Source organism: uncultured Mobiluncus sp. (assembly GCF_947254095.1).
Taxonomy (GTDB): Bacteria; Actinomycetota; Actinomycetes; order Actinomycetales; family Actinomycetaceae; genus Mobiluncus.
In genome coordinates this window covers 13,786-38,813 of the sequence record NZ_CAMYBV010000010.1, presented here as the reverse complement: position 1 = coordinate 38,813, position 25,028 = coordinate 13,786, and the positions used below count along the sequence as shown (strand labels likewise).

Below are 25,028 nucleotides of genomic sequence, written 5' to 3'. Positions count from 1 at the left end.
GGTAACGGTCCAAACCCGAAATGTAAACCCGAAAGAAGGTCAGAGTGGATTTCACGTTCCTGGTTGCCACGCTGGTGGGAATCGCGCTGATAATCGTGACCTGGGTGACGCCCTACGCCAAATTCCTGCGCGATGGTTTTGGGAAAACTGAGCTGGGTAACCGGGTGGTGGCCATCATGATTCCCGGCCTGACCATTCTGTGCCTCGGGGTGACGATTTTCGAGGCCTGCGTGACTTACGGCACCGGCTTGTCCTTTTGGCGAGTGTGGGGGATTCCGCTGGCGGCCTTGCTGGCTTTGATTGGCCTCGGGGTGGCGTTTTGGGCGTTGATTCCCGCGCCGGTGCCGAGTTTCCTGCAGCCGCGATGGATGAAAGAGGAACGCCTCTATGGAGCTTTGGGAGCGCTGGAACGCACTCGCTGTGCGCAAAGGCGCCGGGAACGGGAAGTGAACCGGCGCGGCTTTGACTATTTCGACACCCAGATGATTGACGGGGTTTCGCTGGCTTACCCCGAAACTTGGGTGTTGAACCTGGAGCCGAGCGCCCCCGCGCGTGTTTCCGGGCTGAAACTGGAAAGCCGTTTTGCGCTGGATACGCCCCACGACTTTATCCCGCATTCGCGGATTTTGTTGATGTCCGCGCCCTTGACCAGCCCGGAGGACAGCGTGAACTGGCTGCGCCGCCTGGCGGTACCCGCCGGTTGGCAGCCGCGAGAAGTCGCGACTTCCCAGTTGGCCGAAAACCCTGCTATCTGGGCTGATTCGTGCCTGCCGGATGGTCGGGGAGTGCAGCAGCGCTGGGCGGCGGCTATCGGGGATACTTTGTGGGTGTTGGTTTTTCAGGTCGCCGGCTCCGATTTCGGGCCGCTTGCCGACGTGGGAGCGAAAGTCGCCGCCTCGCTGACCCTGCCGGACTCCGGGAGGACAGCCGGTCCCGTGGTGGCGTCGTGACCAGCAACGTTGAGGGTCGCAGCAGTTCCGCCCGCCTATCCCCTTTTGAACCAGGCCCGGCTGGTGCCCAGCTGTTTACGGCGCAGGGAATCAAGCGGGCGTGGGTGTTTTCCGTGCCGATGCGCGTCAAGTTTCGCAATATCACGGTGCGGGAAGGGCTGATTTTACAAGGCCGTGCCGGCCTGGCTGAGGCGGCACCGTTCGACAACTATCCCCCACAAGTCGCCGCCACCTGGTTTTCCGGGGCGTTTGCGGTGGCAGCACAGGGGTTACCGGCCTCGCCTTCCCCCGTTCCCCTCAACGTCACGGTGCCGGTCGTAGACCCCGACACCGCGGCGCGGCTGGTTCGCGAGTCGGGGTGTGGCACGGCAAAAGTGAAGGTTGCCGACCCGCGCAGCGACCTTGAGGACGATATCGCCCGGATTCGCGCGGTGCGTTCGGCCCTCGGGACGGAGGGGCAGATTCGGGTGGACGCCAACGCGGCGTGGAGTCTGGCTGAGGCAAAAACCGCACTGCCGCGTTTATCCGAGGCGGCCGGACCGGGCGGGTTGCAGTATGCAGAACAGCCCTGTCAGACCCTCGATGAACTGGTCGAGCTGCAGCGCGCGACGGGAATTGAGGTGGCGGCTGACGAAACTATCCGCCTGGGCGGACAGCTCACCGAGGTCATCGCCAGCGGGCTGGCCGCTGCCGTCATCAAAGCGATGCCTCTGGGCGGCCCAGCGTGTGCCGCGGCCCTGGTGGCGGACGGGCTGCAGGCGGTTGCTCCGGGTGGCACCAACGCGCCCCTCCTGGTGGTGTCCTCAGCTTTAGACACCGGGGTGGGCTTGAGTGCCGGACTGGCCCTCGCGACCCAGCTGCAAACGACAGTCGCCTGCGGGCTCGGGACACTGCGCTTGTTCACCGACAGTATCCTCACCGCGGATCCCCGCCTCGAAAACGGTTGCCTGTACCCGGCAAAAACCTTGGAATTGAAAGGAAATCTGGCGCCCGTGAGCCCGGCGGTCAGCGAACGGTGGCGCGAAAGAGTTGAACAGGTAGCCGCCGTGTTCGCTAGACTTTAGTTAGCAGCGGCAACGAAACTGCAAATAAGGAGCGAAAGACGAAACCGATGGAAATCGAAACCGGCACCTGGACGCTTCCCCACGGGGAAACACTGCGCTGGGCTGCCGCCACCGATATCGGCTTGAAACGAGCCGAAAACCAGGATTCATTCCTGGCGACTCTGCCGTTCTTTTTAGTTGCGGACGGAATGGGTGGTCACGCCGGAGGTAAACAGGCCTCGGCCACACTGCTGGGGCATATTCAGCCTCTGACCGGCACGAAGGTGAGCCTGCCGGTGGTGCGCGAATCCCTGGAGGCGGCCTGCGAGGAAGTCATGGGGCTGGTCGAAGAGAATATCGATTACACGATTTCGCCGCCGGGAACCACGTTGACAGGTTTGGTGTTGCTGGGTTCACTAGGAGGGTCCGCGGCTGACGGGACAGCGTCAGCCACTGCTACGGACGGGTCGGAAGCGGCGCAGTTCTTGGTTCTCAATGTGGGCGATTCGCGAACTTACGTGTTGAGAGAGGGGTTGCTGACCCGACTGACGCGGGATCATTCCCAAGTCGCCGAGATGGTTGAGGCGGGGATGCTGACCGTGGAAGAAGCTCGGGTCTGGCCGACTCGTTCGGTCATCACCCGCGCTATCGGAGCTGGTCAAGCTGGGTTGCCACAGATTGATACCTGGACTTATCCGGTCGCGGCGCCCCGGCGTTTCCTGGTGTGCTCCGATGGGCTGCATTCCATGATTGATGACGGCGCAATCGGGCGGGCTCTGGGAGACAATCCCACCCCCGAAGCGGCAGTAAACTCCCTGGTGAACCTGGCCTTGCAGGCGGGCGGGACCGATAATGTGACCGCGATTGTGGTCGACGTGACCGCCTCAGAATCCGCAACCACCCCCACTGAATCGACCGATTCCGCGCAATCCGAGCCGCCGGAGCCGCCGAGCTCCCTTCTGCCACCCCCGCCTCCCCCGAACAGCGAGGGACAACTATGAAACACAGCGCCGATGGGGGCAAAACGTTTACCGTGCGGATTTGTCCTCTGGGCCACCACAATCCGCCGGATTTTCCCCGCTGCCGGGTTTGCGGTGGAGCCCTGGATGCTCCGATTCAGGTGGCTTTCCCGAAATTGGGCTGGGTGCGTTCCACCGACCGGCAAACTGTTGAGCTGACGGGCGATTTGGTGGTGGGTCGCGCCCCGGAAACCCACGGGCATGAAGGGGTGTTTTCCCTGACCACTCCGCCCGAAATCCTCGAGATTTCCCGCACTCACGCCCGAATTTGCACCGAGGGATGGGAAGTCACCGTGGAGGATTTGGGTTCGGACAACGGTACCCGCTTGTGCCGGACGACAGGCCAGATGGTGGACTTACAGCCGCACACGCGGTACAACATTCAACCCGGTGACGTGCTGGAACTGGCGCCAAACTACCTGTTGAGGTTTGAAGCCTGATGCGCCGACCGGTTCGAATCTTGGTGGATGGCAGCCCCGCCGAAGTGCTGTTAAACGCGGACGCGCGAGCCCGAGTTGCCGATGTGGCCACAGCTTTGGGCGGGGGGCCGACGTCTCGTCTCAGTGTGACACCGTTGGCGCCCCTGTTGGATCCGGGCGGCACCGGGTCACTGCCGGTCGTTGCTGAGTCTTCTGGTTCACAAGTCTCGAGGGGCGAGGCTGGCGGGGCAGGTCCGGCTCAGGTCGGTAAACCTTACGTGCTGCCGCGGGCCTTGCCGGTGGCAAAAGCGCCGATACCGCCGGGGGCAGGTTTGGCGCTGGTGGGGGAGAGTGACGAGCTGCCGCCAGCTCCGGCGGGAATGAAGTCACTGCTGGCTTATTCACCGCAACCGGTGACCGACCCCGAACCGTTGGGAATCAACGTAGAAATTCCGGCTCGGCCCCGCTTGTGGCTGGCGAATCCTGCGACGCTTGCCGTGCCCGTGGTGCCGGTGGCCCTGTTTGGGGTGTTAGCGGTCATTTTTCCCAGTGCTGCGGCGTTTGCCCTGCTGGGGCTCGCCGTAGTAGCGGGCGGCGCCGAAGTGGGGTGGGCTCTGACCCAAAACCGGGCGGCTTGGGTGCGTTATGAACGCGACATGGCTGCGCTCACTCCGCAGATTCAGACGGCTTTGGACCAGCGTGACGCGGCGATACGTGCCAGTGTCACCGACCTGGCAGATCCGCGCCGCGCCCTGCTGCCCGGACTGTGGGGACACGCGAGTACGCAGATGCGGATTCCGGTCGGTTTTACCCAGGTTTATCCTGAAATCACGTTGAAAAACTCCGACCAGGCAGCGCCGTTTCGTGGCTGGGGACCGATGGCGGGGACAGTACATGAATCCGGCGCCGTTGTTCACCGGCCAGGCGGCACCGCGGCCCCTGAACCGGCCTCTGGCACGGAGACGAGTCACCCGACCTCGGGACAAATCGCAGCAATTAACCGCAGAATCAGCGCGATTGGTGCCGCTACGGTCGGTGAGGGGCATACCGGCTGGGAGGTCGCCTATGTTCCGGCGGATTCCGGGCCGCTGGCGGTGACCGGTCCGCGAAACCTGCGCGGACCCGCGGTGAATCAGTTGCTGATTCGCGCCGCCCTACGTTATTCCCCAGCCGACCTGAAAATCGTGGTTGCCGCGGCGAAACCTGCACAATGGGCGTGGGTTAGCTACCTGCCTCATGGTGAGGCGGTGCGCGAGGATTTAGAGTTAGAGCCGGTCAGCGATTTGAGCGAAATCAGCGCCGAACGCCTCACGCAAGCCTGGACCAGCCGCAAGGGCCAGCGCGGCTCACGCCAACGCCTGTTGCTGGTGGTGGACGGAGAAGTCCCGGCCGGCTCACAATGGGAAAATTTCGGTGCGGAACCTGGCGTTTGGCTGGTTAACGCGGTTGACGACCTCAGCAGTGCGGTTAGTGCTGCTCGGCAAGTCCTGGACCTGGCGACCGGGTCTTGGCAAGACGGTGTGTCCCGCATTCCCGGAACCGTACCGCCCAGTGCGCACCACACCGCTTCTAACGGGATTCCGCTGCAGTCCGCCCGCCCGACCCTGCTGAGCGTGGAACCTCTGCTGCTGACCACCCCCAGTGCGCGAAAAGTCGCCGAACTCCTGGCCAACCTGAAGCTGCCCGGTAAAACCGCCGAGCCTTTGCCGGTAGTTGCCCAGCTGACCGATGTTTATCCCCTGACGCCTGGCGAAAACGCGGCTGTTTTAGGCGAGTTGGGGGACGGGTCCCGCTGCGCGGCGGCCATTGGCTACGGCACTGCCGGCCCGGTGATCTTGGATTTGGCTGACGGCAAGAACGCCATCGTGGCAGGAGAAAACCAGGCTGCCCGAACCAATGTCATCGCTGCCTATCTGGCGGGCTTGGCATTGACCCAGCGCACGGAGGACGTGAACTGGGTCATTTTTGACTCCCGCGGCACGAAATGGGGCGAACTGGGGCAAGCCCCACATTGTTTAGGTATCGAGCCGGGGCGGGGAGATGCCGTGTTTGCCCGGCTGCTGCGCTACTTGGAAGCGGAAACCGAGCGGCGCGAAATTTGGCTGCGCGAATCCGGGGCGGGCAGTCTGGCAGGGGCGCGCGGAGCCAAAATCGCGGGAGTCCCGGCGGATTTAATTGTTGTCATAGCTGTCGGGGAGGCATTTACCTCACGGCAGCTCTCGCAGCTGGCGGAGCGGCTGCATATGTACCGCGCCCTAGGGTTGCACCTGCTGCTGAGCAGCGGGGATACCGAAAAGCTCCCCCGTGAAGCCCTGAAGTACCTGCCGACACGTGTGGTGCTACACCTGGAGGACGCAGTCCTAGAGATGGTTTGCGGCAGTTTTGAAATTGACCCGCACTCGGCTTTCTCACAATCCGGTCGCGGAGTCCTGCTGGTCGGCGGGGTGGCCACTGGTTTTCAGACCCTAAATACCCTGATGACTACCGATTTTACCGACCCGCAGTTGGCTCCCGTGAGCTTCACCGCCTTGGGCGGAGCGGCGTTCCCGACAGCCTTATCGGCGGGCGGACAGGAGCGAGTGCTAGCCCTTATGGGTGGGCATTCCAGCCGGGCTGGCAAGAGCGGGCATCAGCCCGCGGCTGAGGTGCCGCGGGTGGCAACGCCGCTGGCTGTGCTGGCAGGGTCGTTTTGCCGCGGGAAATCCGCAATCCGGCGCTGGACTTCCGGGCTGGAAAAGGTCTATGACTTGGCCGCCTTGGGGCAATCCAGCGACGCGGAGTTCCGCCTGGGGGTGCGCGATGACCTGGGACGCCAAGATGTCGTCCCCTTTGGCTTTAGTCCTGACCGCGAGGGCAATCTGTTTGTGGCGGGTCCGCGCGGCAGCGGGCGCACCGGAGTGTTGCGAGCTATCGCTGCCGATAGTTTGAACACCGGGGGTCGTCCCGTCACTCTCTATGTTTGCAGCGCCGACCCCACCCTCGATGTCTTGTCGAGCTGGGCAAACGTGGGCGTGGTAGCTCATGCCAACGAGCCGGAGACGATTGCTGACACGATTGAGTACCTGGTCAGCCGGTGGCGTTGGCGCACCGAAATTGCGTTGCGCAACGCCACCCGCAGTTTCCCTGAACTGCGCGAAGTGCTGCGCGGCGAACAGCCCGGTGAGCAGCCCGGCGAACGGAACGGTGCCAAGTTCCCGAACTCGGCTATACCCGGACAGGACGCCGGTGCGAACGCAGGCAAAGCCCTCGGCGCAACCCGCAGCGCGAACCCCGGGGCAACCCGCAGCGTGAACCTCGATGCTAATGGCGTAGTGGGCGGTGAAACCGACCGTGGCGAGCGCATTATCGTCGCGATTGACGGCCTGGAAGCCGTGCTGGAATCCCTGCCGGGAGCCAGTTCCGCCAGTTTTCTGGAACTCATCACCGGAGGCAGAGTCGTCGGAATCCATTTCGTCATCAGCGCCGAAAGCGTCGAGAACCTCCCGGCAGCGTGGCGAGGCGCATTCGGAATGCGAATTGAGCTAAACGGTTCCGTCCCTGGCCGCGGCCTCGTCGCGGATGACCCGCGAGCTATTCAAATCGCTGTCCTCGGTAACGATCCCTCTGAACCCGCCCAGACACGCATCCTGGAACGCTTGGGCACACTGGCAAAACCCGTGGCTCACCAGATTGACCGATTGGCGGTGCCGGTGTTCGCCACCGCCCTCACCGTTGCCCCCAAGGGAGAAATGGCGCTGGGGCTGAGCGCCCCCGGAGGCTGGCAAATCAATAACATCACTAGCGGGGTTTACCTCATCGCGCGAGGCGACGGGGAAGTCGACCGGGCGGTGAGCTTAGCGGTCATGCGCTGGCTGGCTCGTTCGCTGCGTACTTCCAGCCCGGACACCGGTATGGTACTGTTGTCTGCCCAGAGCCGTGAGGACAGCTCACCCGCGCTGGAAACTCTGGCTGGCCTGGAGATTTGGGACGCGGTAGCCTGTGGTTTCGCCGACTTCCGCGACTTTTATCACCAGCTGCTTTCCGTTGCGGAACAAAAATCCCCGTCGGGATTCCCCGGTTTAGCTATCTTTATCGCCGACCTGCCCGGATTTGCTCAAAACACGGACTCCGCGACAGCCATGGCAGAAGTCCTCCGCGCTGCACGTAGCCGCGGACACCTGGTTTTCGCCTCGGGCGCTGCCACTTCCCGTGATGGGCTGTCCTGGATGACTGACTCCGAGTTGAATGCGGTAGTGAAAGCTCCCGCTGCGGGACTCTCTCTCGGTTTGAGCGCCGCCGACACCACCGCCATCTTCGGCGTCAGCGTCCCCCAAGACGGTACCGCATTCCCGCCCGCCCGTGGCTATTGGATTCACCGCGGACAGGCCACCAAAATCCAGCTTCCCCAAGAAAACGGCTAAACACACGCGCTGTAGACAACCAAACGCTCGCGCCACAGCATGGCTGAACATTAGCCCTGCAAAATGGTTTAGCATCAGTGCTACACAACGGCTAACGTCAGCACTACCAAACTGGCGAACGCCCGCGCAACCAGACGGCTAGCCTCCCGCGCTGTGCCGGTATTGAGCTGAATCGAAACCTGTTGACTGGGTTCTGTGCATAAACCTCCTTTCGATGTGTGCGATAGTACTTGAAAGGTAGCATTGACCCCGGAGACGAAAATTTTGCAGTTTTTGAAACGGCATTCGTTTCCCGGCATTCCAACGGTTTACCGGCTTTGCGGGGAACGCGAAAGGCATGATGCGAACAGTGAAAGGGCGAGTTGTGGGCGACACCAGTCAGCGGGACAATCAAGACGCTTCAAACCAGCAATACGCTGAGGAATTGGTGCGTTTACTGGTGAAGCAGGGATTCAGGGACTGGTTTTACTGCCCCGGCTCCCGTGATGCCCCCTTGGGTTACGTCCTGAACCACTTAGCAGCCAGCCACCGCCTGGACCTACACGTTCGCATTGACGAGCGCGATGCGGCTTTTATGGCTCTCGGGGCGGCGCGCGCGGGGCATCCGGCAGTTTTGGTGATGACGTCCGGCACCGCGGTGGGCAACGCCCTGCCCGCGGTGATGGAGGCGGCCCACGCGGGTCTGCCGTTGTTGGTCCTTAGCGCGGATCGTCCCGCGGCGCTGCGCGGCACCGGCGCGAACCAAACGACCTGGCAGCCAGGGATTTTTGGGGATTTCGTGCGTTTTGTCGCGGATATTCAACCCGGCATAACCCCCGCGGAGCTGCAAGATGCCGTGTCGGCAGCGGTGGCAGCTTGTCAGGGCGAAAGCTGCTCGCCCCACCCTGCCACCGACGAAAAACACTTCCCCCTCCCCGGGCCGGTACATATCAACGCCAGCTTCATCGAACCTTTGGCACCTCCCGAAACTATAGAAGCGTTCGCCGCTCGAGCTTCCGCCAGCGCTATCGCTAGCGAGGAACCTCTGGATCCACACCAGGCGCCGTGCGGCACCCTGCTGATTGCCGGAGACCTCAGCGACGCCACCTACGCGAACTTGTGCGAGGCGGTCGAAATCGCGGGGATTCCCGTCCTGGCCGAACCGCAAACTGCCTGGCGGCGCCATCCTCACGCGGTGCGGGCCTACGCCAAAGCCGCCGGAACCACATTGGCGGCGGTGGTCGAACACAACCTGGAGCGAGTCATTGTCGCGGGTCGTCCTACCTTGACCAGGCCGATTACGCGGCTCATTTCCCGCCGCGACATCCCCGTGGAAACCGTGGGGGCGCCGGGCACAACGGTCAACCTGGCCGACAACATCGCACGCCAGTGGGCGGACGCGTCCACCCTGGCTTGTGAACTGGCGAAAGCGGCGCAACCGTCACAAGGCTCGGCTCCCCACCGACCCGCCGCCGAGGCTCCGGAAAGCTGGCTGGAAATGTGGCGTGCCGCGGGCGAAAAAGCAGCCGCGGCACTGACCCAGGACTGGGGTTTTCACAGCGCGGCGCAGGTAATTTGGGACAGCACTATGTATTCGCCCGAGCCGGTGGACCTGTTCCTAGGGGCTTCCCTGACTATCCGCGTTTTCGACGCGGTGGCGCGCAATTCGGCCCCGAACCCGATTCCGGCTCTCCCGCGGGCGGACGTGCTGATTCCGCGCGCACCGAGAGAAAATCCCGCACACCCCGACTCCTCCACACCCACTCAGGCCGTAAATCCCCAGGTCAGTTTCCTTGCCTCGCGCCGCGTCTTTACCAATCGGGGCCTAGCTGGGATTGATGGTACCATCGCCTCGGCATGGGGGGCGGCGCTGGCGCGGCGTCAGCCGATGCGGCTGGTCTTGGGGGACGTGTCGTTTTTCCACGACTTGGGTGCCCTGTGCCACGGCCGCGCTGAAGAAGTGCCGAACTTGCAGGTCATCGTCATAAACAACGGGGGCGGACGGATTTTTGGCGGTCTGGAGCACGGCGCGGCCACGGCGGATACCTTCACCAGGATGTTCCTAACTCCCCAGGTAGGAGACGTTTGCGGGTTGGCTCGGGCGGCGGGCTGGCAAGCCGAGCGGGTCGACAGCTTGACGGGGCTGGCCTCGGCCCTGGCCCAACCGGTCAGGGGGCTGAGCCTGTGGGAGGTCGTCCTGTGAGCTTAACTTTGAACAATCCGGTGGTGAGGGAATTTATTGCAAAAGTGTCGAAATCAGAGATAGGAACTCTCGTGCCGGTGTCTGAGAACCCAAACCCGGCAAATCCTACCTGGGAATGAGCTTTGACGGCAGGCCTCCGCCAGAATCCCAGGTAATTTTGAAGTCACCGGGTCAAAACCGGTGAGAACTTATGAGGAGAAACAGTGAGCGATACGAATAACCCCTGGGCTTCCCCCGAGGAAACGCCCGCGTCGGAACACCAGGAAAACGCCGGGTCCACTCCGGAACATCAAGAAACGCAGATTCCCGTGAATCCCCAGAACTCTAATGAGGGCGCAGCGCTAGACAACCCGCAGCCCGCCCAGACACAGACCCCGAGCCTGAGCGGTCGGATTATCTCGGTTACCCCCGCCGGTCAGGCCAGCGCTGAGCCTGCTGAGGCCAGCGATAACGCCGACCTGTCCGGTGCTAGGGCGGTTGCGCAGGGTTCTAGTGAAGTCGCGAGTGCGGGGTTCACCAGTCCGTCCGGTGACGGTTTCACAAGACCGGGTGGGGACGGTTTCACGAGTCCGGGTGGTGACGGGTTCACCAGTCCGTCCGGGAGCGTCTCCGCTGGCCAGCCTGTGAACAGCTCCACCGGTTCGTTCGATACCACCCCGACCAACGCGACTGCCCCCACTTCTGCCAACGCCGCCAACGCGACCAATCCGGCGAGCACGAACCCTTCGGCACAGTACGGAGCCAACGCCTTTTGGGGCACCACTCCGGGCTTTTCCGACCCCCTCGCGAACCCGGCCAACCCGCTATCCGGCGCGGCCAGCCCGAACCAAGGTCAGCCAGTCGGCGCCAACCCCGGCATACCGGGCAACCCCGGTGGTAACCCCGGCGGCAACCCGTTCGCGACTTCCGACCCCTTTGCCGGCACCCGCGGGGCGACGAACCCGCTGCAAAACAGCTTGACCTGGGCGGCGACCCCGGGGGATAAAAAGGAAAAAAGCCGTCCCGGATGGGGAGCCTTGATTGGCGTGGCGGTGGCCGCATCGCTGCTGAGTACCGGCGGTTTGTACGCTATCGAACAGAGCGGCTTGTTCGGGCATGACGGGGAAACCACCAGTTCCACCCTGTTCAATCCGGAGGACAAGGACGTCGCCACCCCCGAGCCGGTGGCAAACTCCAACTCGCAGAACCCGAACTGGGAGGCCGTGGCCAAAGCGGTCCGCCCCGCCGTGGTGGCGATTTCGGTGGAAACGAATAACGGATCCGATCAGGGCTCCGGCTCGATTATCGACTCGAAAGGCCACATCCTGACCAATAATCACGTGGTGGCGGGAGCAGCGGACGGCAACGGAATCATCACCGTAGAACTGTATGACGGACGCTTGTACAAAGCGAAAATCGTGGGCCGTGACGTGCTGACCGACCTGGCGGTGATAAAAATCGAGAACCCGCCGAAAGATTTGACCGTGGCGCCGTTGGGTAACTCCGACAACCTGAAGGTCGGGGAATCGGTCGCGGCCATCGGTAACCCTCTGGGGTTGTCGTCTACCGTCACCACAGGCATTGTCTCGGCGCTGAACCGTCCCGTGCGGGTGCAAGCGGTGCAGGGAGGCAGTCCCGACAGCGAGGATGAGCAAGATCCCTTTGGTCTGCGGCGTTACTTTGGTGGCGGGATGCTGCAACCTTCTCAGCCTGAAAAAAGCACCGCTCCTACCGAAGTCACCACGAACGCGATTCAGGTGGATGCGGCGGTGAACCCGGGTAACTCCGGCGGTCCTTTGTTCGATTCACGAGGGCGGATAGTGGGCGTGACCTCGTCCATTGCGAGTCTTTCGGGTTCCGGCGGCTCGACCGGCGAGGGCCAGGCGGGCTCTATCGGATTGGGCTTTGCCATCCCGATTAATCAGGCTTCGATGATTGCCACCCAGCTCATTGATCACGGCGAAGCGGTGCACGCGGCTCTCGGTGTCGTCGTGGGCCAAGAGGTCGCCACCGTGGACAAAGTGTCCCGTTTGGGTGCGCGGGTCCAGGAAATCAACTCCGGTTCCGCCGCGGATAAAGCCGGTTTGAAACAGGGCGACATCATCACCAAGATTGATGGCAAGCCCGTGAAAGGCTCGTTGTCCCTGGTCGGCTTCGTGCGCCAGTATGCCGTGGGCGACACGGTGGAACTGACCGTGGTGCGTGACGGAAAGGAACAGAAGATCCCCGTAACGCTCCAGGCGCAATAGCCGCGAGCACGTGTTTGGCTGGCCTGGCCGCTGCCTTCGGGCGGCGGCCAAGCCAGCATTTAAGCCGGGCGGCGGCCCCAAGTGAGGCGTTGGTGAGTTTTTTCAGGACACCGAACTTTCGCGTCGCTAGGTTTCCGTTCAGATTCCCAGCCGCAGCGTTCACAAGTGGGGTGGGGCGGCAGTGGTAGACCTCACGATGAGTTCGGTGGGAATCGTCCGGTGCAGGTCGGTGGTTTCCCCGGCCAGCTGACGGACGATGAGATTGACCATTTCCACTCCGGCCGCATAAAAATCCTGACGCACCGTGGTGAGGGGCGGGAAAGAAAACTCGGACATTTCGATACCGTCAAAACCGATAACGGAAACATCTTGCGGAACTCGAACCCCGTTCTCGTGCAAGGCCCGCACCAGCCCCAAAGCGATTTCATCGTCCGCGCAGAAAACCGCGGTCACATCGGGATTCTGTGCGAGTCGTTTCCCGGCCGCATATCCTGCCTGGGCCGACCAATCTCCGGGAATGACGGGCGGCACCTTTCGCCCGGCCGCCCGAAGACACTGTTCCCAAGTTTCCTGGCGAACTTGGGCGGAACGGGAACGTTTCGGGCCGCTGATGTGAAAAACTGTTCGGTGGCCCAGCTCCAGCAGGTGTTTCATGGCAGCTTTGACCCCGCCCACCTGGTCGGCAGAGGCCGAGGGATAAATGTCCACCAAGTTGGAATCCGAGGACGCCACCGGCAAATGGGGAGGAATCGCCAGTTGCTCCGCGCTGGCGTCCCCGCATTGCACAATGACCAGTCCATCAATATCCTCTTGGGACAGCAGTGACATAGCGCGGTGGGCCTGGGAGGTGTGCGGATATTCCACCTGCACCAAACTGACGGAAAAACCAAGTTCAGCAGCCCGGTCGATGACCCCGTTGGAGGTGTGTGCCTCCCCGGTGCGCCGAATTTCTTGGGTCAGCAGTCCGATGACGTCATAGGTGCCGGTGCGCAAGGCACGGGCGGCGCGGTTGGGGGTGTAGTTGAGTTCGGCGATGGCGCTCAACACGCGCTGGCGGGTTTCGTCAGAAACATTTTGGTGTCCGCGCACGACCCGAGAAACTGTCTGCGCCGATACTTCCGCCCGCAGTGCCACGTCATGTATAGAGCTGGCACCGTTTGTTTTGCGGGGATTTCGGGCCATGGGTGTAGCGTATCAAGCCCCAGTGAAGTTTCATTTGCGACTTGCCCAGCGAAAACTGTGTTATCGTTACCAGTATCGGTGAGAACGATAACACCAGTGTCGGTGTATTCGATTCCCGCGGTATCGCCACGAGGAGACTTCTATGCAGCTACCAAATCACCACCAGAACCTCAACGTTTTGCACGAAAATACTTTGGCGCCACGGGCCTACTACATTCCGGTTTCTCCTAAGGTCGCGCACGCCTCGGAACATATCCCGAATTTCAACCTGGACCGTGAACATTCGGACCGTTTCCAGCTGCTCAACGGTGCTTGGGAGTTCGGATTCTATCCCTGTGTAGAGGACGTGCCGGAGGATTTTTTCACTCCCGGAGCCCCGGCGCTTCCCGACACGATTCCCACCCCCGGTGCGTGGCAGTACCACGGTTATGATTCCCACCAGTACTCGAACATCAACTACCCGTTCCCTTTGGACCCCCCTTATGTGCCCCACGCCAACCCCACTGGTGCCTACCGTCACAAGTTTCACTACCAGCCAGATCCGCAAGCTCCCGACGCCACCCTCGTTTTTGAGGGCGTTGACTCGTGTTTCTACCTGTGGCTGAACGGGCGTTACGTGGGGTATTCACAAGTCGCCCATGCGACTTCCGCGTTCGAGGTCACCGAGTTTCTGCGGGAGGGGACGAATACGCTGGCGGTACTGGTCTGCAAGTGGTCGGACGGCAGCTACCTGGAAGACCAGGACAAGTTCCGCTGTTCGGGCCTGATCCGTGATGTCTACCTGCTGAAACGCCCCGCGGTACACCTCAACGATTACTTCCTCACCACCGAGACACAGCCCGATGGTGCCTGCGTAAAACTGCGCGCGAATTTCAGCGGGGAACCCTGCCCGGTCGCGGTAACGCTCACCGACGGCCCCAACATTCTGGGGCAAACCGAGCTACACCCCTTGTGCGACGGGGACGAAACCTACACCCATGCCACTGAGTTCCACCTCGAACACCCGAAACTGTGGAATCCCGGCGCACCCCATCTCTATACCCTGGTGATGGAGTCTGCACACGAAGTCATCACGGAACGGGTCGGTATCCGTACCGTGACCATTACGGACGCCGTGCTGAAAGTGAACGGCAACCCCATCAAGATTAAAGGCGTAAACCGTCACGAAAGTGAGGCTCAGACCGGACCGGTCGTCTCGCTATCCCAGATGAAACGGGATTTAGAACTGATGCGCCAGCACAATATCAACGCGGTGCGCACCGCCCACTACCCGAACTGCCCGCAGTTCTATCATCTGTGCGATGAGCTGGGATTTTACGTGATGAGCGAAGCGGATAATGAAAGCCACGGCACCCGAAACCGCGTCCTCGCAGACGAAACGGAAGAGAACGTGGTGGAGCTGTGGAACAAACCTATTGCGGACAACCCGGAGTGGATTCCCGCCACCCTGGATCGGGTCCAGCGCTGCGTTCATAGTGAAAAGAATCGTCCTTGCGTGTTTTCCTGGTCGACGGGCAACGAATGTGCCTACGGGGTGACTTTTGAAACTGCGCTGCAGTGGATTAAAGACTTTGACCCCACCCGAGTGACGCACTACGAAAGCGCCTACTATCGGTCCCACGACCGCTCTTATGATTACCGCAATATCGACCTGTACGCCCGTATGTACCCCCCGTTTTCCGACATCACCGACTACCTGGAGAACCTCGGCGACAAGCCGTTCCTGCTGGTGGAGTACTGTCACTCGATGGGCAACGGTCCGGGAGATTTGGAGGATTTCTGGGCTCTGGTGGAGGCGGACGCGCGGATGTGCGGCGGGTTCATCTGGGAATGGTGTGACCACGCGGTGCCAGACGCCGACGGCCGTCTGCTTTACGGCGGAGACTCGGGGGAATACCCCCACGACGGGAACTTTTGCGTCGACGGGTTGGTCAGCCCCGACCGTACCGAGCACATCGGGCTGTTGGAGGCCAAGAATGTGTACCGTCCTTTGCGCTTTACCTATGACCAAAAGGCTGGGCTACTGCGGGCTACCAATACGGCTGACCACCTCAATGCTGCCGATTTCGCCACCCTGAAATGGGTGAGGGTGCGAGACGGTGAGGAGGACAGCGGCACTCTCGAGCTGCCCCCGATTGCGCCTCACCAGAGTGTAGAGATTCCGTTTTCCGTGGACGTTCCTGCACAAGGGCGGTGCTTCCTGAGGGTGGAAACGTACCTGTCCCGTCCGTTCGCCTGCCTGGAGGCGGGACATTTGTTGGGGTTCGACGAGTTTGCTCTGGACAACGCCGACCCGCGCTGTCTGCCCGCCCGGCAGCTCAGCCAGGAACTCCAGACTATTCCGGCGCCTCATGCTCCCCGCATCGAAACCAACCCCAAGGAAATCGCGATTGAGCTGGGCGCATACACTTACGTGTTTTCCCGGTTCACCGGAATGCTCACCGATTGGCGTGGCGGCGCGGGGTCGCTCCTGACCCGGCCGATGGAACTCAACATTTGGCGCGCCCCGACCGACAACGATATGTATATCCGGCCGCGGTGGGAGCGGGCGCACTACGACCGTTGCACCCCTTATGCCTATTCAGTCGAGGTGGTGTCCGGTGCGAGTGTGGTGGTGAAATCGCAGGTAGCGATGGTGGCGCCGTCGATTCAGCCCATTTTGAAAGCGGACCTGGAGTGGACATTAGGCGCCGATGGGGCCTTGCGAATGAACGCCAGCGTCACCCGTGATATGCAGTTTCCGGAACTACCGCGCTTGGGATGGCGAATCTTCTTGGACCAAAACTTTACCCACGCCGACTGGTCAGGGCTGGGACCGCACGAAAACTACCTCGACAAACGCCGTTCTGCCTGGCACGGGCGTTTCCACAGCGCTGTTCGCGACCTGTTCCAACCCTATCTGCGGCCACAAGAAAACGGGTCGCGCTCCGCTTGTGACTACCTCAAGTTGAGCGGGGAAAACGCCAGTTTAGAGGTGGTGAGCGCGGCGGAGTTCAGTTTCAACGCGTCGCACTTTACGCAAGAAGAACTGGGGGAGAAAGCCCACGATTATGAACTGGTTGAAACCCCGGAAACCGTACTGTGCCTGGATCATTGCATGGCGGGAATCGGTTCCCAAAGCTGCGGACCGAAGTTGCAGGAATGCTACCAAGTCGGCGCACCGCACTACGACTTTTCTTTCACTCTCAAGTTTTCCAGCAACTAAGAAAGGTGCCTCATGGAAGAAAAGAAATATCTCAAGTGGTACAACAAGGTAGGGTACGGCTCTGGCGATATTGCCGGAAACGTGGTCTACGCTTTCCTTTCAGCGTTCGTGATGATTTATCTGACGGACACGTTAGGGCTCAGCGCCGGCGTCATCGGAACTTTGATTATGGTGTCGAAGTTCTTTGACGGGTTTTCGGACATTATCTTTGGGCGTCTAATGGACCGAACCCACACCAAGATGGGCAAAGCACGTCCGTGGATGTTCTGGGCGTTCTTTGGCTGTGCGGCCATGATTATTGCGATTTACGCGATTCCGACTTCTCAGGGCAAGACCGCGCAATATGCCTGGTTTTTCATTGCCTACACCCTGCTGAACGCGGTTTTCTATACCGCGAACAACATTGCTTACGCCGCGTTGACGGCTCTGATTACCAAGAACCGTTCCGAGCGTGTCCAGATGGGCTCCATCCGTTTCATGTTCGCTTTCGGAACCAGCTTGACCATCCAAACCATCACGGTGGGAGCGGTTCAGATGATGGGCGGAGGCGCTGACGCTTGGCGGAACGTGGCGATTATCTATGCCATCGTCGGCATCCTTTCTAACAGTTTGGCGGTCTTTTCGGTGCGGGAGCTGTCTCCCACCGAGCTGGCGGAAGGTGATGCACAGGCTGCGAAAGACGACGACGATGTCACTTTCTTGGAGGCGCTGAAGCTGTTGGGCAACCGCTACTACGTCATCATCGTGGTGTGCTTTATCTTGATGCAGTTCTTTACCGCGACGTTGAATATGGGCATTTACTTCATGACCTACATCTTGGGTAACGCCAACCTCCTGGGGGTCTTCGCCTGGGCCATCAACATTCCCTTGATTATCGGGCTGTTGGTGACTCCGCTGGTGGTAGCCAAGATTGGGCGGATGCAGCCTGTGACCATCGTGGGATACGTGGTGGCGGTGCTGGGACGTCTAGGGGTTATCATCGGTGCCTCGATGGGGTCGATTCCCCTGATGCTGTTCTTCTCCGGTCTGGCGTCCCTGGGTATGAGCCCCCTGCAGGGGACGTTGAACGCCTTGATCGCAGAGATTAGTGAAAATACGTTCTTGCGCACCAAGAAACGTATCGACGGCATGATGTTTTCCTGTTCCTCACTAGGGGTCAAGATTGGTTCCGGCGTCGGCACGGCAGTCGCGGGCTGGCTGCTGGAGTTGGGCGGATACGACGGCACCGCGAAAGTCCAGAGCGCTTCGGCTCTCCAGATGATTCAGTTCATGTATCTGTGGGTGCCGATGATTGCTAACCTGCTGATTTTGGGGTTGCTGTTCTTCTTGAACGTGGAAAAGAAGAACGAGAAACTTCGCGAGAACCTCGAGACTGGCGAGCTCCCCGTAGTTTCAGCGTTGCTGGAGCACCCCAATCCGGAAGAACCTATCTCTGAAAGGATTGTGCAAGGCCACGCTATGGGTTCAGGCGCCGAGGAATCGAAGGGTCTGCACCCGCACGAACCTACCGACGAAAAACCTGATTCTGAGGAGTGAACGCGGGGGCGGCGGCGGGTCTAATCGTGCGGTTAGACCCGTTGTCGCCCTCCGGGTTTAATTTGCGCCCGGGGCGGCGGCTACTTCAGCTTGTAACCCCGGTGCAGAGCGACGATACCGCCGGTGAGATTCTTGAGCTGCCTGGAAACAGGCAGCTCAAGTTATTTCTGGAACAGTTCCGCGTGGGTTCCGAGTCGATAGAGCATCAGCACGAGCACGTTGCTGCGGATTTCGTAGATCAGCAGCCAGTCCGGTTCGATGTGGCATTCCCTGGTTCCCGCGAAAGCGCCGGAAAGGCCGTGGTCGCGGTATCTTTCGGGCAGAGTGCCTCCCTCTGCCAAGACTTGGATAACTTTGAATAGTTTTTCTAAATCCCGGTGCTGCTTTTTTGCGAGTTTCACGTCCCTCTTGAACTGACTCGTAAATCTGACTTCGTACTTCATACTTCCAAGGCGGCCTTTAGCTCATCGAGAGTCGAGTAGCCCTTTATGTTGGGGTCGGCTGCTATCCGTCGCCCCTCCCTTATCGCGGCAGCGGTAGCGTCATTGGGGACATTCAGACTCAACTTGAAAGGAATTCCCTGTTCGCGAATAGCAGTACGCAAGAACATATTAATCGCTGTGGTCATGTTGAGACCCAGTTCCGAAAAGACGCGGTCGGCCTGTTCTTTGACCTCTTTGTCAGTCCTGATGTTCAAATTCGTTGTCGTCATAGTGCCCCTCCTAAGTTCGATTTTAGTAAAAAGTTTGTCTATCATCAACACGATGTCATTATAAAAGCCGAGCATGCGACGAAAAAACGTCACAAGGAACTTTTGCGTTTTGGCGAATCTAGGAGATGCGCACGGGGTGGCGGCTACTTCAGCTTGTAACCTCGGTGCAGAGCGACGATACCGCCGGTGAGATTCTTGAGCTGCAGGCGCTCGAAACCCGCCGCGCACAGTTGGGCGGCGAACTCGTATTGGGAGGGCCAGGCCAAAATGGATTCGGCCAGGTAGTCATACGCCACCGCGTCGGTGGAAAACAGCCGGGCAATCGGCGGCATGACCCGATGCAAAAAGAACCGATAAACTGCTCTAAACGGGGCAAAGGTTGGGCGGGAAAACTCGCACACCACAAGGTGGCCGCCGGGCTTCAAGACGCGGTAAAACTCGCGCAACGCCTTGTCGGGGTCGGTAACGTTGCGCAGCCCGAAACTGATGGTGACGCAGTCAAAAGTGTTGTCAGGAAAGTCCAGGTTCATCGCGTCGCCCTGCTGAAAGTCAATCTCCGGGTGACGCCGGCGCCCCTCGGCAATCATGCCTTCGGAAAAGTCTACCGCCACGACTTTGGCTCCGGCGCGCACGAACTCAATCGAGCTGGCACCGGTCCCGGCGGCCACATCTAGCACCTTCAAGAATGGGCGCGTCACCACCGCACGCTTGACGTGGGTGCGCCACACTTTTTCCTGCCCCAGAGAGGCGAGAAAATTCATCAGGTCGTAACGACGGGCCACGGCATTGAACATGGATTGGACGTCGTGAGGATTCTTGTCTAGGTTCGCGCGCATGGGTTCTATCCTACCGCCAGGTCCGCGGCTGGGTATTCGTGCATTTCCTGTTCGCGCCGGCGGAACGGTTTTAACTATTGCTGATTGAATGATCGTGGCATGCGATGTCCGCAGGTGGCTTATGAATCAGTGGCTAAATCTTGGGTAATGGGCGATAGATACCTTGTCTGTGCCCGGCGCGGACAAGGTTAATCACGAGTTCCTGATTTTTAATCTGTCCTATCACTCGGTAGGAACCGATTCTCCAACGCCAGCCGTTTTTGGTTCCTTGCAGCTGTTTACCTTGGGGGATACCTCTGGGGTTCTCGCATCCATCCAGGTGGTCGCGCACCCACGTCACGAGGAGGATGCGTTGCTTTTTAGGGATACTTTTTAGGTCTTTGCGAGCGGCATTGGTCCAGCAAACTTGATAAGACATTTGCGTGGGTCACTCAGCTTCCATGACTTCGCGCATAATCTCATCCGTGGTGTAACGGGCGCCGTCGTCTTCTTTCAGGGCTTGCATATAGTCTTGCGTGTCGAGGGCATCTTCCAGTTTTTCTAACGCTGCCCGACGGATAAATTGTGAAAAGCTGATTCCTAAGAAGTCAGCATATGCTTGTATCCATTCACGTTCCTGCTGGTCAAAACGTATCGCGGTGGTAGTTTTCGCCATTGCACTCCCCTCTCGCATTGCGCTGTAATACGTTAAGCGTAGCACTTAAATGTCGATAGGGAGTTGAATAGTTCATTGTTGGTGAGTGGGTTTGGTGGCAATGGCCCAGAGTCCTGAGTCAGGTCTGCTGCACACGCGTGCTTTGAGTGATTTTGATACATGTAGCAAAATCACTCAAAGCGGAGTAGGCTAACAGTGTGGAAATCCGCCGGGACGTTTATCTCAACCAGCTCATTGACCGGATGCAAAACGGGATGATTAAAGTCATTACCGGGGTTCGACGCTGCGGAAAAACCTACCTGCTGTTTAGGCTTTTCGCTGAATATCTGCGTCGGGAACTGGGAGTAGATGATGAACACATTATTGAAATCGCGCTGGACACGGAAGATGCGACAGCTTACCGCGACCCCGGCGTGCTTAACGATTACCTGAAATCCAGGCTCCTTGACAAAACCTCGCAATACTACGTGCTCATTGACGAAGTCCAGTATGCGATAACAGACCAAGAGCTGAAAGGGACGGCGGCTCCGCGCCTTTACGGGGTCTTGAATGGGTTGCTCCGTTCCCACAACGTGGATGTTTACGTGACAGGCAGTAACTCGAAGATGCTTTCCTCTGATGTGCTGACCGAGTTTCGCGGCCGCGGGGACGAGGTCCGGGTGCGGCCACTGTCTTTTGCAGAGTACATGAGTGGATTCGACGGGGATCGGTATGGCGGTTGGGCGGAGTATGTGCTCTATGGGGGAATGCCGTTGGTGCTGTCGATGCGCAGTGACCAGCAAAAGTCGCGCTACCTGGAGCGCTTGTTTGCGGAAACTTATTTAAAGGACATTATTGCCCGGAACGGAATTGAGAAAACGCAAGAGCTAGAGGACTTGGTGAATGTGCTGGCTTCCTCGGTTGGCTCGCTGGTGAACCCGTCGCGGATAGAGGCGACATTTAAGAGCGTCCTGAAGTCAAAACTCAGCGCTAACACTATCGCGTCCTATATCGGGTATTTGGAGGAGTCTTTCCTGGTCGAGGCAGCATCTCGCTATGACGTGAAAGGTCGAAAATATATCGGGAGTCCGCAAAAATACTATTTCGAGGACGTGGGTCTGCGTAACGCTAGGTTGAACTTTCGTCAAGTCGAGGAAAACCACCTGATGGAGAACATTATTTATAATGAGCTGCGCCTGCGGGGTTTCTCGGTCGATGTCGGTTACGTGGAAAAACAGGCTCGTCAAGATGGCAAAGTCATTCGGAAAAACCTCGAGGTAGATTTTGTGGCGAATCTGGGTTCGCGGCGCTGCTACCTGCAATCAGCCTGGCGTATCCCGGACTCGGAAAAGGAACGCCAAGAGAAAGCTCCGCTTGTTGAGGTCCCGGACAGCTTCAAGAAAATCTTGCTGGTGCGCGATACTGTGAAACCCACCTATGACCAGCACGGAATCCTTACTATGAGTGTCCTAGATTTCTTGCTGAATCCCAATAGTCTCGATTAGTTCCCTACGTTAGTCCTGTCAGGTTAGGGGTTCCGGTGGGGGCTTCGTTGCTGGGGGCGCTCGCGGCGAAAAGGGGATTTCCCCCTCGCGTTTTGCGCGACTATTGTCGCAAAACGCTCACCAGCCTCTCGCTGAGTCGCCCCCCTGCTCCGGCCGCGCCCGGTATCCCGGTCCGGGTCACTTTTGTGGGTAAAAGGTGGGATTTGGGCTGTAGCTGCCAATAATGGCAGCTACAGCCCAAATCCCCCTAGTTATCCACGTTGATAGTGCCTCTGAGTTTCTCTAAATAGCTGGGATAAAAACTATTTAAACGCCTCGGTGTGCCATATATGGCACACCGAGGCGAATTAATAGGTTTAAGTGTGCCGGCCGGAAACCTTGGGTCGTAAAACTGGGCGAATGCGGTGGTGTTCGCCGGACGCACAGTAATAAAAACCAGACCCGCTCAAGTACCAGATTCTCGCCCGGATTTGGTGAATCGGCAGTCCACGGCAAGTAGACCCAACGAACTGTGGGTTGCTGATATCACGTATGTTCGAACCTGTCCGGGTTCGTGTATACAGCGTTCGTAACCGATGTTTATAGCCGAAAGATTGTAGGCTGGGCGACGCGATCCTCAATGAAAACCGAGGCTCTACCGCTGGAGGCGCTCGAGCAAGCCATCCAGGCAGCGAAAGAAACTCTCGTGAATCTTACGCATCACTGCGATCATGGCTCGCAGTACACGAGTATTGCCTATAACGAGAAACTGGCTGATTACGGGATCAAGCCCTCCACGGGGAGGGTGGGTGATTCCTACGATAACGCGCTAGCCGAGGCTATCAACGGCCTATACAAGGCTGAGTTGATCTACTCCCACCCCTGGGCATCACTGACAGAGGTTGAGTTCGCCACGCTGAACTGGGTGCACTGGTGGAACAATGAGCGCCTACACGAAGCGCTCGGATACCGCACTGCAGCCGACATCATCGATATGTATAATCAAACCCGGGTCAGCTCACTGACCCCCGTATAAGAAACGGAACAAAACCCAGGACACTTCAGGTCGATAACATTCATGTGCGTACCGACCCTGCAGGGAATATCAAACCCGACAAACAAAAATCCACCGAGAAGATTGATGGAGTCGTCGCCACGATCATGGCCCTCGACAGAGCCATCCGAAACGGCACTGGGCACGTGAGCGGCAGCATCTACGACCAACGAGGACTACTCGTTATTTGATAGTATTTTCGTATGGACAATTTTAGAGAGCTCTCATGTGAAGATGCCAGAAACTTGATAGGTTATACCTGTAGGCCTATGGGGAAGTATTCTTCAGTTCGTTACTGCGAGAATGCCCCTCGTATTGTAAAGGCACAAGAGCAGGCCAAGAAACAACCGGTTCCTCCTGAAGAAATCATCAAGTATGTCAACGAGTTTTTGAAGGCTTTGGACATGCCGACTGTTGAATCCCCACGGCTAGATCTTCCTTCGGGGCTGATTAATGATGAACTCGAAGATTACATTGACAGCCATCTGTATGCGCCGATATGTGACGCTGGAGGAGATTGCCGAGACCTGGTGTGGATGAAATTCACTAACCTTGGTTTCCTTGGAGTTGTTGCTGTAAGTAACGACATCAATTTCGACATACCAAAAGATGGGGATTCCCACTTATGTAAACGGAAAACTTCAGGAATCATTGTTCATGCCCTCGGACAATCGTGGGATAGGAGATTCGTGCTTGCTTTTCCGCTGAAATCTATTCCGGAGGATTTGCGCCGAGGTCACATTGAAACTGGCATTGGGAATTACCTGATAGAACGCAATGTTCCGATACTGGATTACTACTCGCACAGATACTAATTTCAGTACGTGATTTGAGAGCCTTCCTTTCGAGGAGGGCTTCTCCCTTTTATTGGAGACAACACATGGGTTTCATTGATTGGCTTCGAAGCAATAGTTGGGTTAAAGGACAAATTGTGTGTTTTTTATCCGTCGTGGCGAAGATTACAGCGTTGAAGCATGCCCGGTTTGGGGCTAAATTTAGCCCCAAACCGGGATACACTTAAGGCCTATTAGCCCCTCGCTGGTCGCCATAGGGGGTAGTGTCGGCTGGCGAGATTACCGACCGCACGCCGAAACCCGAATACCCCAACAGTTAGGAAATGCCATGAACTTAGATTCTCGCCCCCTCGCCCCACACCCTTATGCTGAGGCGCTCCCGCAGCTACCGTCCTTTACCCTTACCAGTGAAAACTTACAGGAGGGAGTGGCCATGCCTCGCGACTTTTCCGGGGAGGGCGCAAACCATTCCCCCCAATTGTCCTGGTCCGGAGCACCAGCGCAGACCGCCTCTTACGTCCTAAGCTGCTTCGATCCTGATGCTCCCACCCCGTCCGGCTACTGGCATTGGACGGTGGTGGATATTCCCCCGTCAGTGACTTCCCTGCCGCTGGGGGCAGGAGCGGACGACGTGACCATTCAGGCCCTGACCGAGGGGCGAGCATTTCATATCCGTAACGATAGCGGGGATTTTGCTTATGATGGTCCTTTCCCGCCGGCGGGGGACCGGGAACACCGCTATGTTTTCGCAGTTCACGCCTTGAAAATCCCCAGCCTGGAGCTGGATCCGGCCACCGCGACGAACGCCACGGTACACTTCATGAGCCTGTTCAACGGTTTGGCGCGCGCGACCCTGACCGCCACCTATCGCCGCTAGTGGCTTAGCGGTGCGGCGGCGCTAGGCCGGTGGGGGCGCTTCGTCGCGGGGGCGCTCGCGGCGGAAAGGGGGAGTACCCCCTCGCGTTTTGCGCGACAATTGTCGCAAAACGCTCACCCCCCAGCCTCTCGCTGAGTCGCCCCCTGCTCCGTCGCGCCTGACACCCAGTTCGTTTTTTTCTTGCGGAGTGCAAAAACGGCGAATTTGGGACGGGATTTGTCGGCGGAGGAGCCGCGTGTGCCGTCAAGTGGGGCAGAGGCGTTAAGAAACGGCATAGGTGTGCTGTTTTAGCCGAAATTCAGTGCAGGGTGGTCGCGCCCGACACCCCGGTCCGGGTCACTCTTGCGGATAAAAGGTGGGATTTGGGCTGTAGCTGCCAATAATGGCAGCTACAGCCCAAATCCCCTTAGTTAGCCACGCCGGGGAATCTAGCGAGCGTGCACGAGTGACCGATTTCGGTTCGGTTTGCCGCC

General features: G+C 59.1%; 18 protein-coding genes and 2 pseudogenes. 14 read left to right on the top strand and 6 right to left on the bottom strand.

All coding sequences use genetic code 11. The features are described 5' to 3' along the window. Positions 1 to 44: 44 nt before the first annotated feature. The 7 genes from Q0X47_RS04945 (at position 45) to Q0X47_RS04915 (ending at position 12,241) form a co-directional block, all read left to right on the top strand. Positions 45 to 950, top strand: coding sequence for a hypothetical protein (locus Q0X47_RS04945; protein WP_297723509.1), 906 nt, complete (start codon positions 45 to 47; stop codon positions 948 to 950). Then, positions 947 to 2,014 (top strand): enolase C-terminal domain-like protein, encoded by a 1,068-nt coding sequence (locus Q0X47_RS04940; RefSeq protein ID WP_297723506.1) that lies wholly within the window; start codon positions 947 to 949, stop codon positions 2,012 to 2,014. Before Q0X47_RS04945 ends, Q0X47_RS04940 begins: the two co-directional genes overlap by 4 nt. A gap of 47 nt (positions 2,015 to 2,061) precedes the next feature. Beyond that, a complete protein-coding gene (locus Q0X47_RS04935; RefSeq protein WP_297723505.1) occupies positions 2,062 to 2,994 on the top strand; it encodes a PP2C family serine/threonine-protein phosphatase in 933 nt (310 codons plus the stop codon). Next, the gene (locus Q0X47_RS04930; RefSeq protein WP_297723503.1) at positions 2,991 to 3,452 is read left to right on the top strand and encodes an FHA domain-containing protein; all 462 of its coding nucleotides are present in this window, start codon (positions 2,991 to 2,993) and stop codon (positions 3,450 to 3,452) included. Before Q0X47_RS04935 ends, Q0X47_RS04930 begins: the two co-directional genes overlap by 4 nt. Further along, positions 3,452 to 7,831 carry an FtsK/SpoIIIE domain-containing protein gene (locus Q0X47_RS04925; protein WP_297723501.1) on the top strand — a complete coding sequence of 1,460 codons (4,380 nt, stop codon included), beginning with the start codon at positions 3,452 to 3,454 and terminating at the stop codon, positions 7,829 to 7,831. The genes Q0X47_RS04930 and Q0X47_RS04925 overlap by 1 nt, the downstream gene beginning before the upstream one ends. A 337-nt stretch (positions 7,832 to 8,168) precedes the next feature. Next, positions 8,169 to 10,013 carry a 2-succinyl-5-enolpyruvyl-6-hydroxy-3-cyclohexene-1-carboxylic-acid synthase gene (gene menD, locus Q0X47_RS04920; protein WP_297723499.1) on the top strand — a complete coding sequence of 615 codons (1,845 nt, stop codon included), beginning with the start codon at positions 8,169 to 8,171 and terminating at the stop codon, positions 10,011 to 10,013. A 203-nt stretch (positions 10,014 to 10,216) separates the two neighbouring features. After that, positions 10,217 to 12,241 (top strand): S1C family serine protease, encoded by a 2,025-nt coding sequence (locus Q0X47_RS04915; protein WP_297723497.1) that lies wholly within the window; start codon positions 10,217 to 10,219, stop codon positions 12,239 to 12,241. A 159-nt stretch (positions 12,242 to 12,400) separates the two neighbouring features. Here Q0X47_RS04915 and Q0X47_RS04910 read toward each other — a convergent pair whose 3' ends face one another. After that, positions 12,401 to 13,423, bottom strand: a complete 1,023-nt coding sequence (locus Q0X47_RS04910) for a LacI family DNA-binding transcriptional regulator (RefSeq protein WP_297723494.1) — start codon at positions 13,421 to 13,423, stop codon at positions 12,401 to 12,403. A gap of 142 nt (positions 13,424 to 13,565) precedes the next feature. Between Q0X47_RS04910 and Q0X47_RS04905 the strand changes: the two genes are divergently transcribed. Then, a complete protein-coding gene (locus Q0X47_RS04905) occupies positions 13,566 to 16,628 on the top strand; it encodes a glycoside hydrolase family 2 TIM barrel-domain containing protein (protein ID WP_297723492.1) in 3,063 nt (1,020 codons plus the stop codon). 12 nt (positions 16,629 to 16,640) lie between these two features. Then, positions 16,641 to 18,164 (top strand): MFS transporter, encoded by a 1,524-nt coding sequence (locus tag Q0X47_RS04900; protein ID WP_297723490.1) that lies wholly within the window; start codon positions 16,641 to 16,643, stop codon positions 18,162 to 18,164. Positions 18,165 to 18,325: 161 nt separating this feature from the next. On the opposite strand, the gene Q0X47_RS04895 is transcribed toward Q0X47_RS04900, so the two are convergent. The 5 genes from Q0X47_RS04895 to relB all read right to left on the bottom strand — a co-directional run bounded on the left by Q0X47_RS04895 (position 18,326) and on the right by relB (position 20,367). Next, on the bottom strand, positions 18,326 to 18,607 hold the full coding sequence (locus Q0X47_RS04895) for a type II toxin-antitoxin system YafQ family toxin (protein WP_297723488.1): 282 nt from the start codon (positions 18,605 to 18,607) through the stop codon (positions 18,326 to 18,328). After that, complete coding sequence (locus tag Q0X47_RS04890) at positions 18,604 to 18,876, bottom strand: type II toxin-antitoxin system RelB/DinJ family antitoxin (protein ID WP_297723486.1); 273 nt, start codon at positions 18,874 to 18,876, stop codon at positions 18,604 to 18,606. Before Q0X47_RS04890 ends, Q0X47_RS04895 begins: the two co-directional genes overlap by 4 nt. A gap of 143 nt (positions 18,877 to 19,019) precedes the next feature. After that, positions 19,020 to 19,712, bottom strand: coding sequence for a bifunctional demethylmenaquinone methyltransferase/2-methoxy-6-polyprenyl-1,4-benzoquinol methylase UbiE (ubiE, locus tag Q0X47_RS04885; RefSeq protein WP_297723484.1), 693 nt, complete (start codon positions 19,710 to 19,712; stop codon positions 19,020 to 19,022). A gap of 133 nt (positions 19,713 to 19,845) precedes the next feature. Beyond that, complete coding sequence (locus Q0X47_RS04880; protein WP_297723482.1) at positions 19,846 to 20,130, bottom strand: type II toxin-antitoxin system RelE/ParE family toxin; 285 nt, start codon at positions 20,128 to 20,130, stop codon at positions 19,846 to 19,848. Between the two features lie 9 nt (positions 20,131 to 20,139). Next, the gene (gene relB, locus Q0X47_RS04875) at positions 20,140 to 20,367 is read right to left on the bottom strand and encodes a type II toxin-antitoxin system RelB family antitoxin (protein WP_297723480.1); all 228 of its coding nucleotides are present in this window, start codon (positions 20,365 to 20,367) and stop codon (positions 20,140 to 20,142) included. A 197-nt stretch (positions 20,368 to 20,564) separates the two neighbouring features. Here relB and Q0X47_RS04870 point away from each other — a divergent pair, with 197 nt between their 5' ends. The 5 genes and pseudogenes from Q0X47_RS04870 to Q0X47_RS04850 all read left to right on the top strand — a co-directional run bounded on the left by Q0X47_RS04870 (position 20,565) and on the right by Q0X47_RS04850 (position 24,555). Then, a complete protein-coding gene (locus Q0X47_RS04870; protein WP_297723478.1) occupies positions 20,565 to 21,851 on the top strand; it encodes an ATP-binding protein in 1,287 nt (428 codons plus the stop codon). 467 nt (positions 21,852 to 22,318) lie between these two features. Then, positions 22,319 to 22,866: pseudogene (locus Q0X47_RS04865) on the top strand (IS3 family transposase); the annotation flags it as partial. A 29-nt stretch (positions 22,867 to 22,895) separates the two neighbouring features. Next, a pseudogene (locus Q0X47_RS04860) lies at positions 22,896 to 23,075 on the top strand (terminase TerL endonuclease subunit); the annotation flags it as partial. Between the two features lie 12 nt (positions 23,076 to 23,087). Further along, positions 23,088 to 23,699: a hypothetical protein gene (locus Q0X47_RS04855; protein WP_297723474.1), complete on the top strand. Its 612-nt coding sequence runs from the start codon at positions 23,088 to 23,090 to the stop codon at positions 23,697 to 23,699. Between the two features lie 307 nt (positions 23,700 to 24,006). Beyond that, positions 24,007 to 24,555 carry a YbhB/YbcL family Raf kinase inhibitor-like protein gene (locus Q0X47_RS04850; protein WP_297723472.1) on the top strand — a complete coding sequence of 183 codons (549 nt, stop codon included), beginning with the start codon at positions 24,007 to 24,009 and terminating at the stop codon, positions 24,553 to 24,555. Positions 24,556 to 25,028 lie beyond the last annotated feature (473 nt).